This is a genomic window from Polymorphobacter multimanifer (assembly GCF_014205635.1).
GTDB classification, from domain to species: Bacteria; Pseudomonadota; Alphaproteobacteria; order Sphingomonadales; family Sphingomonadaceae; genus Sandarakinorhabdus; species Sandarakinorhabdus multimanifer.
In genome coordinates this window covers 1-21,191 of the sequence record NZ_JACIIV010000034.1, presented here as the reverse complement: position 1 = coordinate 21,191, position 21,191 = coordinate 1, and the positions used below count along the sequence as shown (strand labels likewise).

Here is a 21,191-nt window from a genome sequence, read left to right as displayed (position 1 = left end):
GCGCGCTTCTTCAGCGCGTGGGAGGGTGAGGGCCTTCACAGCGATCAACCCCACAGCCCACCCCCAGCCAGCCGCGCCCGCACCGCCGTCACCGCCTCGCCAAGCGCCACACGCCGCTGTTCGCCCGATCCCATGTCCTTCAGCGTCGCCTCGCCGGCTGCCAGCTCGTCGCTGCCCACCAGCAGCACCAGCCGCACCCCCGCCTTGCCGGCGCGCTCCATCTTCTTCTTCAGATTGCCCTTCCAGCCCTGCTCGGCAGAAACCCCGGCAGACCGCAGCCCGGCGAGCAGCCGCAACGCCGCTTCCTCTCCCTGCGCATCGGCCGCCACCACCGCCACCTGCATCCGCACCTCGGCCGGCAGCCCGGCGAGCAGCGCCAGCCGCTCGATGCCGCCCGCCCAGCCCACCGCCGGCGTCTCCGGCCCGCCCATCATCCCGATCAGCCCATCATACCGCCCGCCGCCGATCACCGTCCCCTGCGCACCCAGCGCTTGCGTCACGAACTCGAACGCCGTGTGCCGATAATAGTCGAACCCGCGCACCAGCGCCGGCGCCCGCTCGAACGCCACGCCGCTCGCCTCCAGCCCGCGCATCACCCGCTCGAAGAACGCCCCGGCCTCCGCGGTCATATACGCATCGATCCGCGGCGCATCCGCCACCAGCGCCCGGTCACTCTCGGCCTTCGAGTCCAGAATCCGCAGCGGGTTCTTCGCCAGGCGCTCACGACTTTCGGGCGAAAGCACATCGAGATGGCCCGAAAAATGCGCCACCAGCGCATCCCGCCAGCGCCCGCGCGTCTCCGCATCCCCCAGCGTGTTGAGCTGCAGCACCACCCGGTCCGCCACCCCCAGCTCGGCCAGCAGCTGCGCCCCCAGCGCAATCACCTCCACATCGGCCGCCGGCTCCCCGGCGCCGATCACCTCGGCATCGAGCTGGTGAAACTGCCGGAAGCGCCCCTTCTGCGGCCGCTCATAGCGAAACAGCGGCCCCCAGGTCGCCAGCTTCATCGGCGCCAACTGCTGCCAGCCATTCTCCACGAACGCCCTGCAGATCCCGGCCGTAAACTCGGGCCGCAGCGTCAGCGAATCCCCGCCCCGGTCCTCGAATGAATACATCTCCTTCGAAACCACATCGGTCGTCTCGCCCAGCCCGCGCGCAAACACCGCAGTGCTCTCGAACACCGGCACTTCCACCCGCGCATAGCCATGCAGCCGCCGCACCCGGTCGAACGTCCGCACCACATGGTCGAAGCGCTCTGCCGCCTCGCCGATCATGTCCTGCGTGCCCCGGGGTCTTTGGGGCGGCTTTTGAATGCTGCTCATGCCGCCCGCCATATCCGCCGCCCCCGCTCTTGTCACGCTGCCCGCCCTGGGTCTAATCCACTTCCATGCACAAATCCTTGATCCTTGTAGTCCTGCTCTCCACTGCCGCCACGGCGCAAACGCCCCAGGTCAACGGGCGCTCCATGCCCACCCCGCTGCCGATCACCGATCCCATTCCCGCGGCGCGAGAAGGGCGCTTCCCCGGCACCATGGCGGTCGCCGTCGATGCCAGCGACACCGCCCAGGGCATCTTCAAGGTCCGCCAGACCATCCCCGTCCCCAGCACCCTGCCCGTCCCCGGCAAGCTCACCCTGCTCTTCCCCAAATGGCTCCCCGGCAACCACGGCCCGCGCGGCCAGATCGAAAAGCTCGCCGGGCTCACCATCACCGCCGGCGGCAAGACGCTCCCCTGGGTGCGCGATCCGCTCGATGTCTATGCCTTCACCGTCGATGTCCCCGCCGGCGCCCGCAGCGTCGAGGCCCGCTTCGAGTTCCTCAGCGCCACCGCCGCCAACCAGGGCCGCATCGTGATGACGTCGGACATGGTCAATCTGCAGCCCAACCAGGTCAGCCTCTATCCCGCCGGCTGGTTCACAAGGGCTATCCCGGTGGCGCTCACCGTCACCTGGCCGCAGGGCTTCAAGGCCGCCGGCGCGCTCCGCCCCGCCACCACGCGCGGCCAGACGATCACCTACGAAACCACCGACTATGAAACGCTGGTCGACAGCCCGTTCTTCGCCGGCCGCCACTTCAAGGCCTGGGATCTCGGCGAGAATGTCACCCTCAACGTCGTCGCCGACGAAGCCCGCTTCCTCGAAGCCAAGCCCGAGCACATCGACGCCCACAAGCGCCTCGTCACCCAGAGCGTGAAGACCTTCGGTGCCAGGCATTTCGATCATTATGATTTCCTGCTGGCGCTCACCGACCAATTGGGCGGCATCGGCCTCGAACACCACCGCAGCTCGGAGAACAGCGAGCCCCAGGCCTATTTCACCGGCTGGGACACGCCGTCTTCCACCCGCAACCTTCTCCCGCACGAATTTACCCACAGCTGGAACGGCAAGTTCCGCCGCGGCGCAGACAGCATCGTCCCCGATTTCCGCACGCCGCTCCGCAATTCGATGCTCTGGGTCTATGAAGGCCAGACGCAATTCTGGGGCTATGTCCTCGCCGCGCGCTCAGGCCTGACCAGCCGCGAGGACACGCTCGCCGCCTATGCCAATATCGCCGCCTCGCTCGATACCCGCCACGGCCGCGAATGGCGCCCGCTCATCGACACCACCAACGATCCCGTCATCTCGGCGCGCGCCCCCAAGGGCTGGGTCAGCGAGCAGCGCTCGGAGGACTATTACAACGAGGGCCTGCTGATCTGGATGGAGGTCGATTCGATCCTGCGCCGCGAAACCAAAGGAGCCAGGGGCATCGACGATTTCGCCCGCGCCTTCTTCGGCACCAACAATGGCGATTGGGGCGTGCTGCCCTATGATCTGTCCACCATCACCACCATCCTGAACGGCCTGCACCCGATGGACTGGACCGGCTTCTTCAACGATCGCGTCGGCAAGCCCAATCCCCGCGCGCCGCTCGCAGGCTTCGCCGCCAGCGGCTACACGCTCGAATATACCGACAAGCCCAGCAAGGCCTTCACCGCCAGCGAGCGCGGCGGCGGCGGCACCGTCAACCTCAGCTATTCGGGCGGCTTCGTCATCGGTCGCGAAAGCCGCCTGGTCGCCGTCCAGTACATGAGCCCCGCGTACGCCGCCGGCCTCAAGGTCGGGGACCAGCTGCTCGCCGTCAACGACAAGCCCTATTCGAACGACCTCATCAAAGCCGAGATCACCGCCGCCAAGGGTGCCAAGACCCCCATCCGCCTGCTCATCAAGAGCGCCGATCGCCTCCGCCAGGTCGATCTCCTCTGGAACCAGGGCCTGCTCTACCCCAGCTTCAAACGCACCGGCACCGGCCCCGATTACCTCGACCAGCTTCTCAAGCCCCTCTCATAAAGAGCAGGGCCGTGTTGCTTTCCGGATAAGGCTGGTGCAGCTTCCCTCCAAGGGGGAAGCATATGATGAGATTTCGTGCGCTCGCGGTTGTCACAGCCTTGGCCATCATCGGCTCCCTGTCCGGCATCGGCACAGGTTTCGGGGCCCCTGCCCGCGCTCATGGCGTCGAAGCCCGCTTCGTCAAGGTGCTCGACTGGAAGCGCCCGAACATCAAACGCATCATGGGGACCAATCGCGCCCATCTCGAAGGCGTGCGCGATCTCTGGCCCGATGTCATCTCCAAGGTCATCACCGTCGATGGCCGCGCCTGCCTCTACGGCGAGTTCTTCGTTCTCGACGTCGATGACAAATACGCCTTCGACATCGACGAGCCGGTCGAGCTGCAGATCACCTACGCCACCGATGTCACCACACCGTTCATCGTCGGCTGGGATCAGAACGGCGGCACCGGCGTCGGCATCCACAATGTCGAACCCGACAAATCGGCAAGGTTCGCGACCGCAACCCTGACCCTCGATCGGGCCCGCCTCGCGGGCCAGGCCACCCAGGGCTCGGACATTGCCTTTTCGGCGCCGGGTTCGGGTGCCATGGTCATCTGCGATCTCAAGATCAGCCGCAGCAACAAGACCGTCGAACCGACCGAATTCGGCACCGTCAAACTCCACTTCCAGGACGAAAAGGGCCTGTCCGTCCCCGCCCGCGTCGGCCTTTACGATGCCAGCGGCCGCGCCCCGCTCGCCAACAGGACCGCGCTCACCCTGCAGCGCTTCGCCGATGATCGCACCATGATGGCCGCCAACGACCGCACCTTCTGGCCCTCCGAAAACCGCCAGATCTTCTATGCCGACAAGAATTATGAAGCCCGCCTGCCCGTCGGCACCTATGAGCTGATCGTCGGCCGCGGAATCGAATACAAGTTCCACATCAGCAACGTCACCATCACCCGGAACGCCGTCAGCGACGTCACCGTCAAGATGGAACGCTATGCCGACATGCCCGCCGCCGGCTGGTATTCGGGGGATGCCCATATCCATTTCACCCGCGATGAAGCCGTCGATCCGGCGGCCTGGGGCTTCATCGCCGCCGAAGACATCCACATCGCCAATGTCCTCGAAATGGGCAACATCGTCCGGGTGTTCTTTCAGAACGGCGGCAAATGGGGCAAGGCGAGCCGCTACATCCGCGATGATCACGCCATCGTTTCAGGCCAGGAATCGCCGCGCACCGGGTTCTTCGGCCACACCATCCACCAGAACATCCAGCAGCCCATGCACCTCAAGGCCGATGAATATTTCAACTATGGCAAGGTGTTCGACGAGATGCAGGCGCAAGGCGGCATCTCCGGCTTCGCGCACATGGGCTGGGGCGCCCGCGGCGGTCATGCCCCGCGCATGAACCGCGGGCTCGTGCTGCTCGCCCCGCTCGGCAAGGTCGATTTCATCGAGATCCTGCAAGGCGGTCGCGTCACCGCCGATGCCTGGTACAAGCTTCTCAATCTCGGCTATCGCATCAAGCCCGCGGCCGGCTCGGACTGGCCCTATATCGATCTGCCCGGCATCGTTCGGCACTATGTCAACGTCGGCGGCCCGTTCGATGTCGATCGCTGGTACAAGGCATATGAAGAAGGCCGCACCTTCATCACCAACGGCCCGCTTCTCCAGTTCTCCATCAACGGCAAGGGCATGGGCGAGGAGCTGCGGGTCGCCCCCGGCTCCACCCTCAAGGTCAGCGCGCTGGCAAGGCTCAACCCGGAGCTCGACCGGCTCGACCGGCTGGAACTCATCACCCTGGGCGATGTCGCCCGCACCGCAGCCAACAACGGCACCGACAGCATCAGCCTCGACACGGAGATCAAGGTCGATCGCAGCATGTGGATCGCCGTGCGCGCCTATGGCCAGCGCAAGGATGGCCGCAACACCACCGTGGCGCACAGCGCGCCCGTCTATGTCGTCGTCGGAGACGAGCCGACCTGGAAGCGCGAAGCCGTGCCGCAGATCGTCGCCGAGCTGCAGGGCCAATTGAAGACCATGCTGACCGAACCGTATGAAACCCCGGTCATCGGCAATGAACCGTGGGAAAACCGCACCATCCTGTCCGAGCAATGGCTCCAGCAGCGCCCGCTGCTTCGGCCGGAAATCGAAAAGGCCAGCGCCGCCTATCAGGCGCTGCTCACCCGCTGGCAGAGCTATCCGAAGGCAGCTGACAAGGTCACGGCCTCGCTCACTCCACCATCCGCAACCCGATGATGCACCCCACCAGCCCCGTCAGCAGCAGCACCCGTGCCAGGCTCACCGCCTCGCCGAAAAACACCATCCCCAACACCACGCCCCCGGCCGCGCCCACGCCCGCCCACACCGCATAGGCCGTCCCCATCGGGATCGTCCGCCCGGCATATTCGAGCAGCATCATGCTCGCACTCACGCTCAGCAGGAACGTGACGACCCATGGGATGTTGCGAAACCCATCGACAAACCGCAGCGAGGTCGCAAACCCCACCTCGAACAATCCGCCCAGCAGCAGAGCCAACCACGCCATCACAAACGCCTTTCGATTTGAAATCTTAATATCGTTGGCCTAATCCCGACCCACAACTTCAGGAGGCTCATTTGCGCATCGACCAGATTCCCATCGGCGTTAACCCCCCGCACGATGTCAACGTCGTGGTCGAATGCCCGCTCGGCGGCGAGCCGATCAAGTACGAGATCGACAAGGCCAGCGGCGCGCTGTTCGTCGATCGCATCCTGCACACGCCGATGCGCTATCCGGTCAACTATGGCTTCATCCCCCACACCCTCGCCGAAGACGGTGATCCCATCGACGTGCTCATCGTGGCGCGCACCCCCTTCATCCCCGGCTCGATCGCGCGCGTTCGTCCGGTGGGCGTGCTGATGATGACCGACGATGGCGGCGGCGACGCCAAGCTGCTCTGCGTCAATGTCCACAAGGTCTATCCCTATTACGACAATGTCAACGAATACACCGACCTGCCCGAGATCCTGCTCCAGCAGATCGAGCACTTCTTCACCCATTACAAGGATCTCGAGCCCGGCAAATGGACCCGCTGCGAAGGCTGGCAGGGCCGCGCCAAGGCCGAAGAGCTGATCATCGAATCGATCGAGCGCGCCAAGGCCGCCGAAAAGCCCGAACCCAAACCCCACCCCGGCGACCCCAGGGGCTGAGCCTCAAAACCCCTCTCCCCTTGCGGGAGAGGGAGGGGCCCACGCGCTTCTTCAGCGCGTGGGAGGGTGAGGGGTCAAAGCCAAGGGCCCTACCCCGCCGCCAGCGCCCGCAACCCCTCGCCATCCACCCGCATTACCGTCCACTCATCCATCATCCGCGCCCCCAGCGACTCGTAAAACCGGATCGCGGGCGCATTCCAGTCGAGCACCGACCACTCGAAGCGCGCATAGCCCCGCGCCACCGCAATCCGCGCCAGTTCGACCAGCATCGCCCGGCCGATCCCCATCCCCCGCGCCGAAGGGGACACATACAGATCCTCCAGATAGAGCCCGGTCTTCCCCGTCCAGGTCGAGAAGTTGCGCGCATGCAGCGCGATGCCGACAATCTCGCCCCCCAGCTCCGCCACCAGGCATTCCGCCGCCGCCGGCACCCCGAAGAACGCCGCCGTCAAATCCGCCACGCTCGCCTTCACCGCATCGGGCTCGCGCTCATACACCGCAAGCTCGACGACGAGTTCAAGCACCCGCGCCTCATCGCCCGGGCGCACCCCGCGCAACAGAAAATCCATCATGTCACCTCCAGCAGCACGTCAGGGTGGGAAATCTCGCAGAACCACAAACCAAGGTCGCGGCAAAGCCGCGCCTCGACGTCAGACGAGTTCGGCTGGCAGAGGGGCAGCCGCCTCGCTCGCCGAGCTTGCGCGAGTCGGGGTTTGCTTGCGCATAACCTTCGCCGCGCTGCGCGTCACCAAGGCCGGCTCAAGCTCGACCGCGGCCCCCGCCGCGGCCCCGCCGGCCGTTTCACCCGCCGCGCCGCCGCCAGCGCCAACCCCGCCCATTCGCGCAACACCTCGGCATCGTCCATCGCCGCATCGGGCGCCCGCCGGTAGCGCCCCCTTCGATTCTGGGCCACCATCACGCCGGCCTTTTCATAGGCGAACGGCGCCAGCCCCTCCGCCACGAACCGCGCCTCGGTAGCATCATCGCATTTCAGATAGAGCAGATCGTCCGCCACCAGCCCGAACGCCAGCCCATCGAGGCTCACCCCGAAGCCGCCGAACATCGCCCCCACCTTGATCTGGCCCAGCGGCGCCAGCGCCTCCTCGAGCCAGTCCGTCATCGCCGGCCGCGTCATCCCGCAAACTCCAGTGAGAGGATCTTTGCGGGCAGCAGCAGCATCGCGCCCGCAAGCGGCAGGCCCGTGCGCGGCCACTCCCGCCCCGCCGCCATCCAGCCGCGCCATTGCACCGCCGCCCAGGCCGTCATGAGCGCCATCAGCAGCGCAAACACCGCCACCGGCCACCGCCGGTCAGCGTCCCCCAGCAGCACCACAACGAGCAGCACCTTCCACCCCGCCACCGCCAGCCACAGCATCGCATGGACAGCGCGCGAGAGCGGTGGCGCGGTCACTCGGCCGCAATCGCTTCCGCAGCCGCTTTCGCCGCTTCCAGCTCGGCGGCCTTCCGCTCCACCAGCATCACGATATGATCGACCATCTTCTCGCTCTCGATCACATGGTCGGTCACGCCCGACAGAAACACCATGTGCCGGCCATTGCCGCCGCCGGTCAGCCCGATGTCGGTCTCGCGCGCCTCGCCCGGCCCATTGACCACGCACCCCAGCACCGAGAGCGACAGCGGCGTCGTGATATGCGCCAGCCGCGTCTCCAGCGTCTCCACCGTCTTCACCACATCAAAGCCCTGCCGCGCGCACGACGGGCACGAGACCACCCGCACGCCGCGCGCCCGGATGCCGAGCGACTTCAAAATATGATAGCCGACCTTCACTTCCTCCACCGGGTCGGCCGACAGCGAAACGCGGATGGTATCGCCCACCCCCGCCCACAACAGCATCCCCAGCCCGATCGAACTCTTCACCGTGCCGCCCTGCAGCCCGCCCGCCTCGGTGATGCCCAGGTGCAGCGGATAATCGCAAACCTCCGCCAGCCCATTGTATGCCGCAACGGCAAGAAACACGTCGCTGGCCTTCACCGAGATCTTGAACTCGTGAAAATCCTCGTCCTGTAGCATCTTCATATGCTCGAGCGCGCTTTCCACCAGCGCCTCGGGGCACGGCTCGCCATATTTCTCCAGCAAATGCCGCTCGAGCGACCCGGCATTCACCCCGATGCGGATCGAACAGCCATTCGCCTTCGCCGCATTCACAATCTCCTTCACCCGCGATTGCGAGCCGATGTTCCCCGGGTTGATCCGCAGGCACGCCGCCCCCGCATCCGCCGCTTCCAGCCCGCGCTTGTAGTGGAAATGGATGTCCGCCACGATCGGCACGCTCACCCCGCGCACGATCTGCTTCAGCGCCGCGGTGCTTTCCACATCGGGGCAGCTCACCCGCACGATATCGGCACCCACCTCCTCGCACGCGCGGATCTGGTTGATCGTCGCCACCGCATCGCTCGTCAGCGTGTTAGTCATCGTCTGCACGGCAATCGGCGCATCGCCGCCCACCGGCACCTTGCCGACCATGATCTGCCGCGACTTGCGCCGCACGATATCCCGCCAGGGCCGCACACTCATCAGACAAGCTCCATCCTATGCCCGCGCTATAGACGTACGCCGCGAAAGCATCAATCTGACAGGATGGCCCGCGCAGCCGAAACCTCTACACTCGCACGATGAGCCAGCCCACCATCCCCCCGACGATTCCGGCAGCCACCGTCATCCTGATGCGCGACCAGCCGCAAGGCCCGCCGCTCATCCTCATGGCCGAGCGCGCCCAGGCCCTCGCCTTTGCCGGCGGCGCCCTCGTCTTCCCCGGCGGCCGCGTCGACACCGCCGACATCACCACCGCCCGCACCTCCGGCCTCGCGCATGGCTTCGAAACCCTCGAAGACGCCGACGCCGCCGGCCGCATCACCGCCGCGCGCGAAACGCTGGAAGAAACCGGCCTCCTTCTCTCGTCCGGCCCCGCTCCCGCGGCGCATGCCCTCGCCCATGCCCGCCAGGCTCTCGCCGAAGGGCCGGACAGTGCCGAGGCCTGCACCTATGCCGCCCTGCTCGCCGGCCTCGGCCATCATGTCGATGCGCAGGTCTTCACCCCCTTCGGCATCTGGGAGCCGCCCGCCGCCGCCCCCATCAAGCGCCGTTTCCACACCCGCTTCTACATAGCCGACGCCAGCGCCAACCAGCAGTCCGCCACCCCGGACGGTCACGAGGCCGTCGCCCTCCATTGGCTCACAGCACGCCAAGTCCTCGACCGCGCCGCCACCGAGCTCGTCTTCCCCACCCGCTGCATGCTCGCCCGCCTCGCCCAGTATCAAAGTGCAGCAGCCGCCATCGCCGACGCCAGCAACCACTTCATCCAGCCCGAAATCACGACGCGCGACGGCACCCCCTGGATCACCATCCCCGAAAACAAGGGTTACCCCTGGACCGGCGAACCCTTGGCATCCGTCCGCAGGGAATAACCAAACCCCTCTCCCGCAACGCGGGAGAGGGAGGGGCCCACGCGCTTCTTCAGCGCGTGGGAGGGTGAGGGCCTTCACCCTCGCAACTTCTTCCGATACCCCGCCACCGCACTATACGCGCCATAAGCCACCACGAGCCCGAGCACCCCCCAAACCCAGACCGGAATCCCCCGCCCGGCAATCGCCAGGTAGAGATACGCCGAAATGAAGCACAGCCCCGCCGCCATCACCGGCAGCACGGCAGGCCGCCCGGCGCGCGCCCGCTTCACTGCCATCCCGGTGAACAGGAGGAAGAAAGGGATCGCCCCCACATAGATCGCCGCAAACACCAGCGGATTGACCCCATAGTCCGCCCCCAGCGCCATGATGCCGTCGATCCAGCCCCTAATCCGCTCTGGCAACATCTCCATCCACCCGCTCCCGACATCACAAAGCTTAACCCTGAACGCACCCCCCGCCCCATGGCAAGGCCGTTCGAGGGGTCCACCCCAACGGCACGTATCAACCCCTGATACTGTCCAAGGAGCTCCCCATGCGCCCCCTCCTCATCGCAATCCTGCTCGCCGCCCCCGCTACCGCCCAACCCGCCCCCGAAGCAGTCCCCGAAACCCCATCCCGCGGCGCCGAAGCCCGCACCCGCATGCTCGAAGCCGATACCAACAAGGACGGCAAATGGGACCGCGCCGAATGGCTCGCCGCCGGCCGCCGCGACCAGGGCTTCACCTTCATCGACGCCGACAAGGACGGGTTCGTCACCCCGCAAGAAGTCCGCGCCGGCATGGCCCGCCTCCCCTCCCGGGACGGGGCGGGAAAGTTTGCACAAGGTCGAGCAACACCAGCTCCGCGCTCCGGGCGGAGGCCGCCTTCAGTGCAGCGGCGCGGTCAGAACGCAGCATGCGCCCGACGCCGCAAAGTCGAGCGCCACCGTGCCGCGAAACTCGGCAGCGAGCATCTGCTTGATCAGCCGGGACCCAAACCCCGTGCGCTCCGGCGGAAACACCTCCGGCCCGCCAGCCTCGCTCCATGTGAAAACCAGCAAATCCCGCGAAGTGATGCTCCAAACCACGCTGACATGGCCATCGGCCCCCGAAAGCGCGCCATATTTGACCGCATTGGCAGCAAGCTCATGAACGGCGAGCACCAGTGCCAGCACGCGACCCGCCGACAGGTCCACCGTCGGGCCCTGAATCGTGAACCGTCGCTCGCACCCCGCCTCGCGAAACGGCTCCAGAGCGTCGATGACAACGGCCCGCAAGTCCGCGCTTTCCCAGCTCGACCGCGTGAGGATGGTTTGTGCCCGTGCAAGCGCCTGGATGCGTTCCGCAAAGCTCGCCGATGCCTCTTCAACCGTCGCCGGTGCCCGCAGCGTCTGGTGCGCGATCGCCGCAACCATCGTCAGCATGTTCTTGATCCGATGTTCAAGCTCATCGGACAGCAGCGCTTTCTGGACTTCGAGCCGTTGCTGGTCGGTGATGTCCCGCGATACCACAAGGATCTGCGTCACCGCATCGCCGGCGCCGCGAACAGGCGTGATCCTCACGTCCCATTGCTTGTTGTTGCCCCTCAAGGTCGGGGTGGACCCGACAAACCGGCTGTCCCGCCCGGCACAGGCGTCTGCCAATCCCGATACAGCGCGCGGCTCATTGGGCCAGAAGCTCGTCCAGTGCAGGTTGTGCAGGCTTTCGCCTTCCAGCATCTCCAGAATATGACGGCCACTGTCATTCACGAAGAGGATGCGCCCATCGAGGCTCAGCACCTTGATGCAGTCCCCCGATGCCGCAAGAACCCCGGACAGCACCGCGGCAGCCTCGGCAAGTGCTGCAACATCGGCCTGCAGCGCCTGGTTCTCCGCTGCAGCTCCAGCCGACGCCAGCGCCATGGCCGCAGCGGTCAGCCGCCTGGGCGTCAAGGGTTCGCGCTCATGAGAAGCCATCGCCATTCGTACGCAGCCCCTCGCGCCGGAAAAACCGGCTGAGCATGAGGTTTACAAGCAAGATCCTGAAATACCTACGGGCCATTTCGCCGACATCATTGGCGCCCTGATACAAACGGTCGCATGGAGCCATTGCCCATGGCCACCTTGCGGACGCAGACACCGCGGCAGTTATCGCCCCACTTGCCGCCGGTCGTTCACGGCAGTAGCTCACCTCAAGGCAAACGCTGGAGAAATCATCTGGACCGGCATGCGCACCTACGAGACGACGACCTTTCAACGGCTTCTCACCAAAAAGTCCGAACCTTCGATCCAGTCATTTCGCTCGGTTATAGACGAGTTTATAGCGAATTGGTGCAGAGGACCCCGGACTGATGAGCGTAGTCTCCGCCACCAACTGCTGACCAACGCTACGAAACACTGTGGTCCGCTCGCTGCTGGGCGCACTGAACGTTAGCGTAACATCTTCACCGTTCGCTTTTGCCGACACATCAAAAACCTGCCCGTTCCAAGGTTTCCACTCAATCGGCTCCCCGCCTAGCGAGACGAGAATCAATGGCCTGGCATCGCTCTTGATCGAGAACCGACCTGCTGAACAAACGATCCTGATATTCTCCAAAGGCACGTTGGCCTTGATCATGTGACTGCGAGCGAGAGCGTTGGGAAGGCCGGCAATAGCGCTCTCGATCGCTTGCAGGACGTCGTCGCTCTGTCCACGGTCCAGTACATAAATGCCTGAAATCAGACCTTGCGCCGGGCTCGCTAAACCAGAGGTCGAGATGACAGCTCCGATCGCCGCCATCAAAGCCCAATGACGCATCCCGCTCTCCTCAAATCTCGCTGCTCGCCGTGACGGGTATAGTAGCGGTCCGCTTCAGCACATAGGTGAGGCCAAAGCTGACGCTACGATCCCTTGAACGACGCAAAGGCAGATAACCACCAATACCCGTCATCCTGCAAACATCTGCGAAACCCCCAACCCACCGCAGCCAAACCCCCTCAAGGCCGCGGCCCCCGCCGCTTCGCCCCCGCCACCAGCCCCCGCCGCGCCAGCCCGATCCAGTCGATCAGCCGCCCCCGCGTCTCGCGCGGGTCGATGATGTCCTCCACGCCATAATGTTCCGCGGTGCGGAACGGCGAGCGCACCGCATCGAGCCGCGCGCGGATCGCCGCAAGTGCGGCCGCCGGGTCCTCGCTCGCTTCCAGCTCGGCGCGATACGCCGCTTCCAGCCCGCCCGAAATCGGCAGGCTGCCCCAATCGCCGCTCGGCCATGCCAGCCGCATCCGCAGCCGGTCGGCGGGCGCATGGCCGCTCCCCGCCATGCCGTAGCATTTGCGCAAGATCACCGTAGCCCAGGGTACCGATGATTGATATATGGCTGTCAAGGCCCTGGAACCAAAGCGAATTGTCGCCTCCTCCTCCGCCCGTCGGCCAATCATGAAGCCCGGATTATCAACGAGCTGAATGATCGGCAGATGGAACGTATCGGCCAGATCGACCATCCGCTCGACCTTCCTTGCAGTGCTCGCGGTCCACAATCCGCCCAGGCTTTCGGGGTTGGAGGCAATCACCGCCACCGGCCAGCCATCGATCCGCGCCAGCCCCGTCGCCACCCCGCGCCCCCATTCGGCGCCGATCTCGAACCAGCTCGCCCGGTCCACCAGCGCCTGCACGATCGGCCGCACCGGATAGAGCTGGCGCGGATCGCGCGGCACCGCATCGGCCAGCCACTCAGCCCCCTTGCGCGCCCGGTCGCGGACCCCGCGCGGCGGCAATTCCCCAACATGCGCAGGCAGATACGAAAGGAATCTGCGAACCCGCGCAAAGGCCTCGGCCTCGGTCGCCACCCGGTCATCGACTGCGCCATTGCCGGCATGGATCGCCGCGCCGCCCAGTTCCTCCTTGGTGCGATGCTCGCCGGCGGCCGCCACCAGCGGCGGCCCCGCCACGAACATCTGCGCCAGCCCGTCCACCAACAGACTGTAATGCGCCATCACCAGCCGCCTGGCCCCCAGCCCCGCCACCGGCCCCAGCCCCAGCGCCACCACCGGCACCTGGCCCAGATTGGCCACCATCACCTCCCAGCCGGGGATTTCGGGCACATAAGTATAGCCCATCGTTTCGAGCGTCCGCACCGAGCCGCCACCGCCGGTGCCCTCGATCATCCGGATCATCGGCATCCGCCATTCCGCCGCCATGCGCTCGGCATCGACGAGCTTGCGATGCAGGCTGGCATCGGCAGCCCCTCCGCGCACCGTGAAGTCATCCGCACTCAGCACCACCGGCCGCCCGTCGATCCGCGCGGTGCCGAAGAGGAAGTTGGCGGGCTGGAAACCAGCGAGCGCGCCGCTGTCGTCATAATGGCCAAAGCCCGCCAGCGGTCCAACCTCGGCAAAACTGCCCTCATCGGCCAGCGCGGCAAGCCGCTCACGGGCGTTCAGCTTGCCGTGCGACGCCTGCCGCGTCAGCTTTTCCGGCCCGCCCATGCCCAGTGCGAGCGCCCGGCGCCGCGCCAGCTCGTCCAGTTCCGCGTCCCAGCCCATCGATCGACCCCTTTTCAATCCCGACCGATCATGGCGACGCCACCAGAATCGGGCAAGCATGCGACTCTGGGGCGCAACATGACCACCAATTCCTTTTGCCGAACATTGAGACCATTGGCGGACTGAATCGGCAGCTCACGACCCTTCAGCCCGTCGAAAAGATCGTAAAGATTTGGCGCATGTCGATTCGGTTCCCTTGCAAAACTTGCTTTGATGAACCTTTTCGGCGAATATGTTGAAGGTGTGTTATGCGGTTCGGGTCCACCACAAGGCGTGCCAATGATGAGTGCAACTCTATGTCAGGATGGGAATGACGGTTTTGGCGTCTTCGCGCGCATGCCGTTCAGCGTGCCCATGAGCCGTCACGAGCCCTCCACAGCGCCGGACAGCGCACCCCTGCAGGCCCTTCACCAGCTTACCGACGGGCAGAAGGATTGCCTGCGTCACGTCTATAACCACATGACATCAAAGGATATTGCCCGCGTTCTGGGCGTGTCCCCGCACACCGTGGACATGCGATTGCGCACCGCCATGCGCGTCCTCGGCGTACCCACCCGGATCGACGCTGCACGTCTCCTGGTACGCCACGAAAGCGGCAATGATGTCCTCCCCGAGCCATATCAACCGTTGATATACGGCTCTCCGGATATGGTCGAACCGGCCGGGATCGGGTTTCTGGGGTCATCGGCCTCAGCAGCCGGCGACGCAGACCACGAGCCAGACCCGGTTCAAGCGAATGCCCGCCAGCTTCTCAGTCCGGCCCTCGATCCACTCGCCAGCGGCCCTCCCCGCGAAACAGGTGCATCGATAACAAGCGAAGCAGCGATGCTCGGCAGTCGGTCGGGCACAGGAACCCAGGACCCGGGTTCAGGTGCCCGACCACTCGCTGACCCGCTGCAGACCTCGCTGCCCTGGGGATCCCGCAACACCCTTTCGGTGCCTGCGAGGCTCGCCTGGATTGCCGGGATCGCAATAGGTTCTGCTCTCAGCTTCGGCGCCATTCTTTCGGCGATGCAGTCGCTCAAGAGCCTCATCTAACCACAGTCGGACGACGGTCGTCCGACCGTCAACCATCACCCTGGGGCATCCCCGGGGCAGGAAAGGACTGTGTCATGCTCAAGGAACGTCGTCTCGCCGCTGAAACCGTCGCTGAACAGCTGTTCGCCGCCGAAGCTGCCATCGATGCCGCCATCGCTGCCGTGGCAACCCTCACCGCCGCCATGCCCAAGGCACGCATCGACGCCAATCTCGCACCGATGATCGGTCACGAAGCCCTCATGAACGCCAGCCGCACCGTTTCCAGCCTGATGGAAGCCCGCTCCGGCATCTGCGCCACCCATGAAGCCCTTGCTGTCGCCCAGAAGCAGATCGGCCTCGGCGCCGTTGCCTTCGGCAGCCTGACCAAGGAAATGATGACCCGCGGTTCGCAGATCCGCGCCGTCTCCAGCAACGACATGCCCGCCGAACGCGCTGCCTGACTGCACCTGCTGCCTGCCGAGGATACGCTCGGCGGGCAGCCGCAATCCGACGACAGGGCAGAGGAAGGCCGCAGCAAGCCGCCACCTCCGTTTCTTACCCTTGTGGGATGAGACCCAGATGATCACGACTATCTTCATCATCCTGCTTACCGGCACCTGCGCATTCGCCATGGTGCGCGGGAGAACCGATGAGCGCCTCGCGGCCTTCGCCATGATAACCGCGGCCGTCCTCTCCCCCATCGCCATGGCAAGCGGCTACTCGGCCCCCGAGACCGGCGTGCTCGGCATCGACCTCGGCTTGCTGGCATTCCTCCTCGTGCTCGCCCTGAAGTCGGATCGCTACTGGCCGCTCTGGGCCGCCGGCTTCCAGGTCGTCGGCACTAGCATCCACCTCGCCACCTTCGTCGAGGTCGATATCTGGCCGCCGGCCTATGGCGCCGCACAGGGGTTCTGGGCATGGCCCGTCCTCGCGGCCCTCCTCACCGGCACCCTCGTCGAGGCCCGATACCGTAACAACTGATGCCATTCGCACACGCTGCGCCGCTCGTCCGAAAGGCCGTGCGGCGCAGCCATGTGTCGCGGGCTGAATCCTCTTGCCGCACCCGAACAAATCTGGAACAGACAGCGCCATGCTGACTCAGACCCAGGTCCCGCAAATTCGCGTAAGGGGCGCCCGCGAACACAATCTCAAGGGCGTCGATGTCGATCTGCCCAAGAACAGCCTCACCGTCATCACCGGCCTGTCCGGCAGCGGCAAATCGAGCCTCGCCTTCGACACCATCTACGCCGAGGGCCAGCGCCGCTACGTCGAGAGCCTGAGCGCCTACGCCCGCCAGTTCCTCGAAATGATGCAGAAGCCCGATGTCGATCACATCGAGGGCCTCTCCCCCGCCATCAGCATCGAGCAGAAGACCACCAGCAAGAACCCCCGCTCCACCGTCGCCACGGTGACGGAAATCTACGATTACATGCGCCTCCTCTGGGCGCGCGTCGGCATCCCCTACAGCCCCGCCACCGGCCTCCCCATCACCGCGCAAACCGTCAGCCAGATGGTCGACCGCGTCATGGAGCTCCCCGAAGGCAGCCGCCTCTTCCTGCTCGCCCCCCTCGTCCAGGACCGCAAGGGCGAATACAAGAAGGAGCTCGCCCAGCTGCAGAAGGATGGCTTCACGCGCGTAAAAATCGACGGCACCTTCCACGACATCGAAGACGCCCCCGCCCTCGACAAGAAGCTCAAGCACAGCATCGACGTCGTCGTCGATCGCCTCGTCATCAAGCCCGGCCTCGAATCCCGCCTCGCCGAAAGCTTCGAAACCGCCCTCAAGCTCGCTTCCGGCCTCGCCATCACCGAAACCGCTGACGACGCCGCCACCCGCACCCTCTTCTCCGAAAAATTCGCCTGCCCCGTCTCAGGCTTCACCATCGCCGAAATCGAGCCCCGCCTCTTCTCCTTTAACGCCCCCCAGGGTGCGTGCCCCGCCTGCGACGGCCTCGGCGAAAAAGCCCTCTTCGATCCCGATCTCATCGTCCCCAACCACGCCCTCACCCTCGAAAAGGGCGCCGTCATGCCCTGGGCCAAGTCCCAGCCCCCCAGCCCCTATTACCAGCAGGTTCTCGCCTCGATCGGCCGCGCCTTCGGCTTCACCTTAAAGTCGAAGTGGCAGGATCTCACCCCCCAGGCCCAGCACGCCGTGCTGAACGGCACCGCCGGCAAGCCAATCGCGCTCCGCTTCGAAGACGGCCGCAAGGCCTATGAGGTCCTCAAACCCTTCGAAGGCGTCATCGCCAACCTCGAAAAGCGTCTCGCCAGCACCGAGTCCGCCTGGATGCGCGAGGAGCTCAGCCGCTACCAGTCCGCCGCCCCCTGCGAGACCTGCCACGGCGATCGCCTCAAGCCCGAAGCCCTCAGCGTCAAGATCGCCGGGGAGACCATCGCCACCGCCGTCCGGCGCCCCGTCGGCGAGGCCCTCCACTGGGCGCAGACCCTCGCCGAAAAGCTCACGCCGAAGCAGCGCACCATCGGCGAACGCATCCTCAAGGAAATCGTCGAGCGCCTCGGCTTCCTCCACAACGTCGGCCTCGATTATCTCCACCTCGATCGCAAGTCCGGCACCCTGTCGGGCGGCGAAAGCCAGCGCATCCGCCTCGCCTCACAGATCGGCTCGGGCCTCTCCGGCGTCCTCTACGTCCTCGATGAGCCCAGCATCGGCCTCCACCAGCGCGACAACGACCGCCTCCTCGAAACCCTCCGACGCCTGCGCGATCTCGGCAACACCGTCCTCGTCGTCGAGCATGATGAAGACGCCATCCGCCTCGCCGATTATGTCGTGGACATGGGGCCTGGTGCCGGCGTCCACGGCGGCGAAGTCGTGGCAAGAGGCACGCTGCAGGACATCCTCGACACCCCCGGCAGCATCACCGGCGATTATCTCTCCGGCCGCCGCAAGATCGACGTCCCCAAAAAGCGCCGCAAGGGCAATGGCAAGAAGATCACCGTCCATGGTGCGCGCGGCAACAACCTCCGCACCATCACCGCGAGCATCCCGCTCGGCACCTTCACCTGCGTCACCGGTGTCTCGGGCAGCGGCAAGAGCAGCTTCACCATCGACACTCTCTACGCCGCTGCCGCGCGCGAATTGAACGGCGCGCGCCTCGTCACCGCGCCCTACGACAAGATCACCGGCCTCGATCATTGCGACAAGGTCATCGATATCGATCAGTCCCCCATCGGCCGCACCCCGCGCTCCAACCCCGCCACCTACACCGGCGCCTTCACCAACATCCGCGACTGGTTCGCCGGCCTCCCCGAAAGCTTGGCCCGCGGCTACAAGCCCGGCCGCTTCAGCTTCAACGTCAAGGGCGGCCGCTGCGAAGCCTGCACCGGCGATGGCCTCATCAAGATCGAGATGCACTTCCTCCCCGATGTCTATGTCACCTGCGATGTCTGCCACGGGGCCCGCTACAACCGCGAAACCCTCGAAGTGAAGTTCAAGGGCAAGTCCATCGCCGACGTCCTCGACATGACGATCGAAGACAGTCTCGACTTCTTCAAGGCCGTCCCCCCCATTCGCGACAAGATGGCCATGCTCGCCGAAGTGGGCCTGGGCTATATCAAGGTCGGCCAGCAGGCCACCACGCTGAGCGGCGGCGAAGCCCAGCGCGTCAAGCTCGCCAAGGAGCTCGCCCGCCGCAGCACCGGTCAGACCCTCTACATCCTCGACGAGCCCACCACCGGCCTCCACTTCGAGGACGTGAAGAAGCTCCTCGAAGTCCTCCACACCCTCGTCGACCAGGGCAACACGGTCGTCGTCATCGAGCACAACCTCGACGTCATCAAGACCGCCGACTGGGTCCTCGATCTCGGCCCCGGCGGCGGCACCGAAGGCGGCGAAGTCGTCGCCGAGGGGACGCCGGAAGCGATCGCCAAGGTCGAAGCCAGCTGGACCGCCAAATACCTGGCGCCGCTGCTGGGGCGCTGACGATCACCCGACCCATCCACGCGCCGAGCTTCCTCGCCATCCCACGCCAATCCCACGCGAATCCCACTCCCAACCCTCCCCGTCGCCCCGGGCTAGTCCCGGGGCCTAAGCACCGCCCTCCCCGCCCCCCCGGACGCAGCCCCCTCACCAGGGCAAAATCTCCTCCCACCCCAGGTTCCCCCGCTCCACCATCTCGATCTTCGCCGCCCGCCCCCACCGCTTCACCCGCTTCTCGAACGCAATCGCCGCTTCGATCGACTCCAGCCGCTCCGCCCAAACCAGCCGCCGCAATCCCCATCGCCGGCAGAACGCCGATCCCGTCCCGGCCCGATGCTCCCCCACCCGCCGCGCCAGATCCGCCGTCACCCCCACATAAAGCACCCCGCGCGGCTTGTTGGTCATGATGTAAACCCAGCCACCCTGCCCCACGCGATGCCCCCCAGCCCCGAAATGCCGACGCAATATTGCACCGCAAGCCACCTGCCCCAAGCCCCAAACCCACGGCTCCCGCTCCCACGCCCAGCCCTCCCCGTCGCCCCGGGCTCGTCCCGGGGCCTAAGCACCAACTGCCCCGCAATCCGACAGCAGCAACCTCCCTCTCCCCCTGCGGGAGAGGGCGACTCGGCGTCAGCCGAGCGGGGGGTGTGGTAGGGTGAGGGTGTGGCGGCGAACTCCACCCCGCCAGGCCACCCGGCCAATCCCCCCGAGCACCGCCCTCCCCGTCGCCCCGAGCACCCTCCCTCCCCGTCGCCCCGGGCTCGTCCCGGGGCCTAAGCACCAACTGCCCCGCAATCCAACAGCAGCAACCCCTCCCCCCTGCGGGGTGTGGGCAACTCGGCGTCTGTCGAGCGGGGTGAGGGGTAAACACCCGCGGCGGCGGACGGCCATACGGCCCGCATCACCGCAAACTTGCCCCAAGCGTCCCAAGAACAGCCAGCACCGCCCCAAACCCCTCTCCCGCATCGCGGGGTGTGGGAGGGTGAGGGTGTGCGGGCAAGCTCCACCGCGCCCCGCCACCCGGTCAATTCCCCCGAGCCCCGCCCTCCCCGTCGCCCCGAGCCCCTCTCTCCCCGTCGCCCCGGGCTCGTCCCGGGGCCTAAGCACCGACCGCCCCGCAATCCGACAGCCGCAACCTCCCTTTGCCCCTGAGGGGTGTGGGGCGAGGAGTGGGGGGTCAGTGACAAGCGCTTGTTCGTGTTACCTCGAGTTCAGAACCAGTGCGGGTCCGCTTATGGTGCCGATGACTGTATCGGGAAACTCTCCACTTATCGCAGCGAGCACTGTCTATAATGATAGATCGGCAAAACTACCCGTTTTTGGCGGAACGTTCGACAAAATTGCTACCACGCGCAACTTTAGGCGTACCTCCTTGAATAATCATGATTTTGATGTGAACGCAGAAATATCTGACCAAACATTAGATCGCTTGTCATTAAAGAGAGATGTAGATAAACGCTCGAATATGGACTTTGCTGAACCGCTTCCCGAATCCTGCCCGCCAAGCTGGGCACAAGATTGCAGCCTCACCGGCCGATATAGAGCAGTCGTAGCAAATCCGCCAACGGAGGCGTGCTTTGCGTCGCATAGCGCTCTCGGGATCCGGCGGCATTCCAACGTGTCACCTTGCGACCACGCCAGTTGCTCACTGATGGCCACCCCAGAAGCTTTGCGTTGTCTTCAAAATATCAGACGTAAGAATAATTTTATTGTGAAACTAGAAATTTCTGAAGGTTGCGGGTAATTACCCACCCCCTTGCCAAGGGGTCGCGTCTATGATTCACACTATCCATGAATCGCGAGGAACTTGAGCAGCTTACGAAGCCTGAGTT

General features: G+C 65.4%; 19 protein-coding genes and 1 pseudogene. 9 read left to right on the top strand and 11 right to left on the bottom strand.

Annotated elements, in window-relative coordinates; genetic code table 11:
• Positions 1-44: 44 nt before the first annotated feature.
• Positions 45-1,322: a histidine--tRNA ligase gene (hisS, locus tag FHS79_RS16670; protein ID WP_184202670.1), complete on the bottom strand. Its 1,278-nt coding sequence runs from the start codon at positions 1,320-1,322 to the stop codon at positions 45-47.
• A gap of 65 nt (positions 1,323-1,387) precedes the next feature.
• On the opposite strand from hisS, the gene FHS79_RS16665 reads away from it, so the two are divergent.
• Positions 1,388-3,325, top strand: a complete 1,938-nt coding sequence (locus FHS79_RS16665) for a M61 family metallopeptidase (protein WP_184202669.1) — start codon at positions 1,388-1,390, stop codon at positions 3,323-3,325.
• Positions 3,326-3,387: 62 nt separating this feature from the next.
• Positions 3,388-5,571 (top strand): CehA/McbA family metallohydrolase, encoded by a 2,184-nt coding sequence (locus tag FHS79_RS16660; RefSeq protein ID WP_184202667.1) that lies wholly within the window; start codon positions 3,388-3,390, stop codon positions 5,569-5,571.
• Here FHS79_RS16660 and FHS79_RS16655 read toward each other — a convergent pair.
• Positions 5,546-5,860: a DMT family transporter gene (locus FHS79_RS16655; RefSeq protein ID WP_184202665.1), complete on the bottom strand. Its 315-nt coding sequence runs from the start codon at positions 5,858-5,860 to the stop codon at positions 5,546-5,548. The two genes, FHS79_RS16660 and FHS79_RS16655, sit on opposite strands and share 26 nt — an antisense overlap.
• Before the next feature lie 71 nt (positions 5,861-5,931).
• On the opposite strand from FHS79_RS16655, the gene ppa reads away from it, so the two are divergent.
• Positions 5,932-6,504 (top strand): inorganic diphosphatase, encoded by a 573-nt coding sequence (gene ppa, locus FHS79_RS16650; RefSeq protein WP_184202663.1) that lies wholly within the window; start codon positions 5,932-5,934, stop codon positions 6,502-6,504.
• Positions 6,505-6,593: 89 nt separating this feature from the next.
• Here the strand turns inward: ppa and FHS79_RS16645 are convergent, their stop codons facing one another.
• From FHS79_RS16645 to ispG, 4 genes are all read right to left on the bottom strand, one after another.
• On the bottom strand, positions 6,594-7,073 hold the full coding sequence (locus tag FHS79_RS16645) for a GNAT family N-acetyltransferase (RefSeq protein WP_373289739.1): 480 nt from the start codon (positions 7,071-7,073) through the stop codon (positions 6,594-6,596).
• Between the two features lie 176 nt (positions 7,074-7,249).
• The gene (locus FHS79_RS16640; RefSeq protein WP_184202659.1) at positions 7,250-7,639 is read right to left on the bottom strand and encodes a TfoX/Sxy family protein; all 390 of its coding nucleotides are present in this window, start codon (positions 7,637-7,639) and stop codon (positions 7,250-7,252) included.
• Positions 7,636-7,914 (bottom strand): hypothetical protein, encoded by a 279-nt coding sequence (locus FHS79_RS16635; RefSeq protein ID WP_184202657.1) that lies wholly within the window; start codon positions 7,912-7,914, stop codon positions 7,636-7,638. The genes FHS79_RS16640 and FHS79_RS16635 overlap by 4 nt, the downstream gene beginning before the upstream one ends.
• Positions 7,911-9,038 (bottom strand): flavodoxin-dependent (E)-4-hydroxy-3-methylbut-2-enyl-diphosphate synthase, encoded by a 1,128-nt coding sequence (gene ispG / locus FHS79_RS16630; protein WP_184202655.1) that lies wholly within the window; start codon positions 9,036-9,038, stop codon positions 7,911-7,913. Before ispG ends, FHS79_RS16635 begins: the two co-directional genes overlap by 4 nt.
• A gap of 98 nt (positions 9,039-9,136) precedes the next feature.
• On the opposite strand from ispG, the gene FHS79_RS16625 reads away from it, so the two are divergent.
• Positions 9,137-9,928 carry an NUDIX hydrolase gene (locus FHS79_RS16625; RefSeq protein WP_184202653.1) on the top strand — a complete coding sequence of 264 codons (792 nt, stop codon included), beginning with the start codon at positions 9,137-9,139 and terminating at the stop codon, positions 9,926-9,928.
• A 74-nt stretch (positions 9,929-10,002) separates the two neighbouring features.
• Here FHS79_RS16625 and FHS79_RS16620 read toward each other — a convergent pair whose 3' ends face one another.
• Positions 10,003-10,338: a hypothetical protein gene (locus FHS79_RS16620; protein WP_243452966.1), complete on the bottom strand. Its 336-nt coding sequence runs from the start codon at positions 10,336-10,338 to the stop codon at positions 10,003-10,005.
• 122 nt (positions 10,339-10,460) lie between these two features.
• On the opposite strand from FHS79_RS16620, the pseudogene FHS79_RS19510 reads away from it, so the two are divergent.
• Positions 10,461-10,700 (top strand): annotated as a pseudogene (locus FHS79_RS19510) (hypothetical protein); the annotation flags it as partial.
• Between the two features lie 93 nt (positions 10,701-10,793).
• Here the strand turns inward: FHS79_RS19510 and FHS79_RS16615 are convergent.
• The 3 genes from FHS79_RS16615 to FHS79_RS16605 all read right to left on the bottom strand — a co-directional run bounded on the left by FHS79_RS16615 (position 10,794) and on the right by FHS79_RS16605 (position 14,405).
• On the bottom strand, positions 10,794-11,867 hold the full coding sequence (locus FHS79_RS16615) for a sensor histidine kinase (RefSeq protein WP_184202651.1): 1,074 nt from the start codon (positions 11,865-11,867) through the stop codon (positions 10,794-10,796).
• A gap of 310 nt (positions 11,868-12,177) precedes the next feature.
• Complete coding sequence (locus FHS79_RS16610) at positions 12,178-12,681, bottom strand: hypothetical protein (protein ID WP_184202649.1); 504 nt, start codon at positions 12,679-12,681, stop codon at positions 12,178-12,180.
• A gap of 179 nt (positions 12,682-12,860) precedes the next feature.
• Positions 12,861-14,405: an acyl-CoA carboxylase subunit beta gene (locus FHS79_RS16605; protein WP_184202647.1), complete on the bottom strand. Its 1,545-nt coding sequence runs from the start codon at positions 14,403-14,405 to the stop codon at positions 12,861-12,863.
• Positions 14,406-14,618: 213 nt separating this feature from the next.
• Between FHS79_RS16605 and FHS79_RS16600 the strand changes: the two genes are divergently transcribed.
• From FHS79_RS16600 to uvrA, 4 genes are all read left to right on the top strand, one after another.
• Positions 14,619-15,443 (top strand): helix-turn-helix transcriptional regulator, encoded by an 825-nt coding sequence (locus FHS79_RS16600; protein WP_184202646.1) that lies wholly within the window; start codon positions 14,619-14,621, stop codon positions 15,441-15,443.
• Positions 15,444-15,517: 74 nt separating this feature from the next.
• Positions 15,518-15,883 carry a hypothetical protein gene (locus FHS79_RS16595; protein WP_207792407.1) on the top strand — a complete coding sequence of 122 codons (366 nt, stop codon included), beginning with the start codon at positions 15,518-15,520 and terminating at the stop codon, positions 15,881-15,883.
• 118 nt (positions 15,884-16,001) lie between these two features.
• Positions 16,002-16,403 carry a hypothetical protein gene (locus FHS79_RS16590; RefSeq protein WP_184202644.1) on the top strand — a complete coding sequence of 134 codons (402 nt, stop codon included), beginning with the start codon at positions 16,002-16,004 and terminating at the stop codon, positions 16,401-16,403.
• A gap of 109 nt (positions 16,404-16,512) precedes the next feature.
• Positions 16,513-19,362: an excinuclease ABC subunit UvrA gene (gene uvrA / locus FHS79_RS16585; protein WP_184202642.1), complete on the top strand. Its 2,850-nt coding sequence runs from the start codon at positions 16,513-16,515 to the stop codon at positions 19,360-19,362.
• Positions 19,363-19,506: 144 nt separating this feature from the next.
• Here the strand turns inward: uvrA and FHS79_RS16580 are convergent, their stop codons facing one another.
• Positions 19,507-19,791 (bottom strand): GIY-YIG nuclease family protein, encoded by a 285-nt coding sequence (locus FHS79_RS16580; RefSeq protein ID WP_274603699.1) that lies wholly within the window; start codon positions 19,789-19,791, stop codon positions 19,507-19,509.
• Positions 19,792-21,191 lie beyond the last annotated feature (1,400 nt).

What these genes read in the sequence shown, in the direction of transcription:
- FHS79_RS16610 (WP_184202649.1), bottom strand. Translation starts at nt 12,681, where the DNA reads ATGCGTCATTGGGCTTTGATGGCGGCGATCGGAGCTGTCATCTCGACC.
- FHS79_RS16665 (WP_184202669.1), top strand. Translation starts at nt 1,388, where the DNA reads ATGCACAAATCCTTGATCCTTGTAGTCCTGCTCTCCACTGCCGCCACG.
- FHS79_RS16595 (WP_207792407.1), top strand. Translation starts at nt 15,518, where the DNA reads ATGCTCAAGGAACGTCGTCTCGCCGCTGAAACCGTCGCTGAACAGCTG.
- FHS79_RS16620 (WP_243452966.1), bottom strand. Translation starts at nt 10,338, where the DNA reads ATGGAGATGTTGCCAGAGCGGATTAGGGGCTGGATCGACGGCATCATG.
- FHS79_RS16615 (WP_184202651.1), bottom strand. Translation starts at nt 11,867, where the DNA reads ATGGCGATGGCTTCTCATGAGCGCGAACCCTTGACGCCCAGGCGGCTG.
- uvrA (WP_184202642.1), top strand. Translation starts at nt 16,513, where the DNA reads ATGCTGACTCAGACCCAGGTCCCGCAAATTCGCGTAAGGGGCGCCCGC.
- FHS79_RS16640 (WP_184202659.1), bottom strand. Translation starts at nt 7,639, where the DNA reads ATGACGCGGCCGGCGATGACGGACTGGCTCGAGGAGGCGCTGGCGCCG.
- FHS79_RS16660 (WP_184202667.1), top strand. Translation starts at nt 3,388, where the DNA reads ATGATGAGATTTCGTGCGCTCGCGGTTGTCACAGCCTTGGCCATCATC.
- FHS79_RS16655 (WP_184202665.1), bottom strand. Translation starts at nt 5,860, where the DNA reads ATGGCGTGGTTGGCTCTGCTGCTGGGCGGATTGTTCGAGGTGGGGTTT.
- ispG (WP_184202655.1), bottom strand. Translation starts at nt 9,038, where the DNA reads ATGAGTGTGCGGCCCTGGCGGGATATCGTGCGGCGCAAGTCGCGGCAG.
- FHS79_RS16590 (WP_184202644.1), top strand. Translation starts at nt 16,002, where the DNA reads ATGATCACGACTATCTTCATCATCCTGCTTACCGGCACCTGCGCATTC.
- hisS (WP_184202670.1), bottom strand. Translation starts at nt 1,322, where the DNA reads ATGAGCAGCATTCAAAAGCCGCCCCAAAGACCCCGGGGCACGCAGGAC.
- FHS79_RS16600 (WP_184202646.1), top strand. Translation starts at nt 14,619, where the DNA reads ATGAACCTTTTCGGCGAATATGTTGAAGGTGTGTTATGCGGTTCGGGT.
- FHS79_RS16625 (WP_184202653.1), top strand. Translation starts at nt 9,137, where the DNA reads ATGAGCCAGCCCACCATCCCCCCGACGATTCCGGCAGCCACCGTCATC.
- FHS79_RS16645 (WP_373289739.1), bottom strand. Translation starts at nt 7,073, where the DNA reads ATGGATTTTCTGTTGCGCGGGGTGCGCCCGGGCGATGAGGCGCGGGTG.
- FHS79_RS16605 (WP_184202647.1), bottom strand. Translation starts at nt 14,405, where the DNA reads ATGGGCTGGGACGCGGAACTGGACGAGCTGGCGCGGCGCCGGGCGCTC.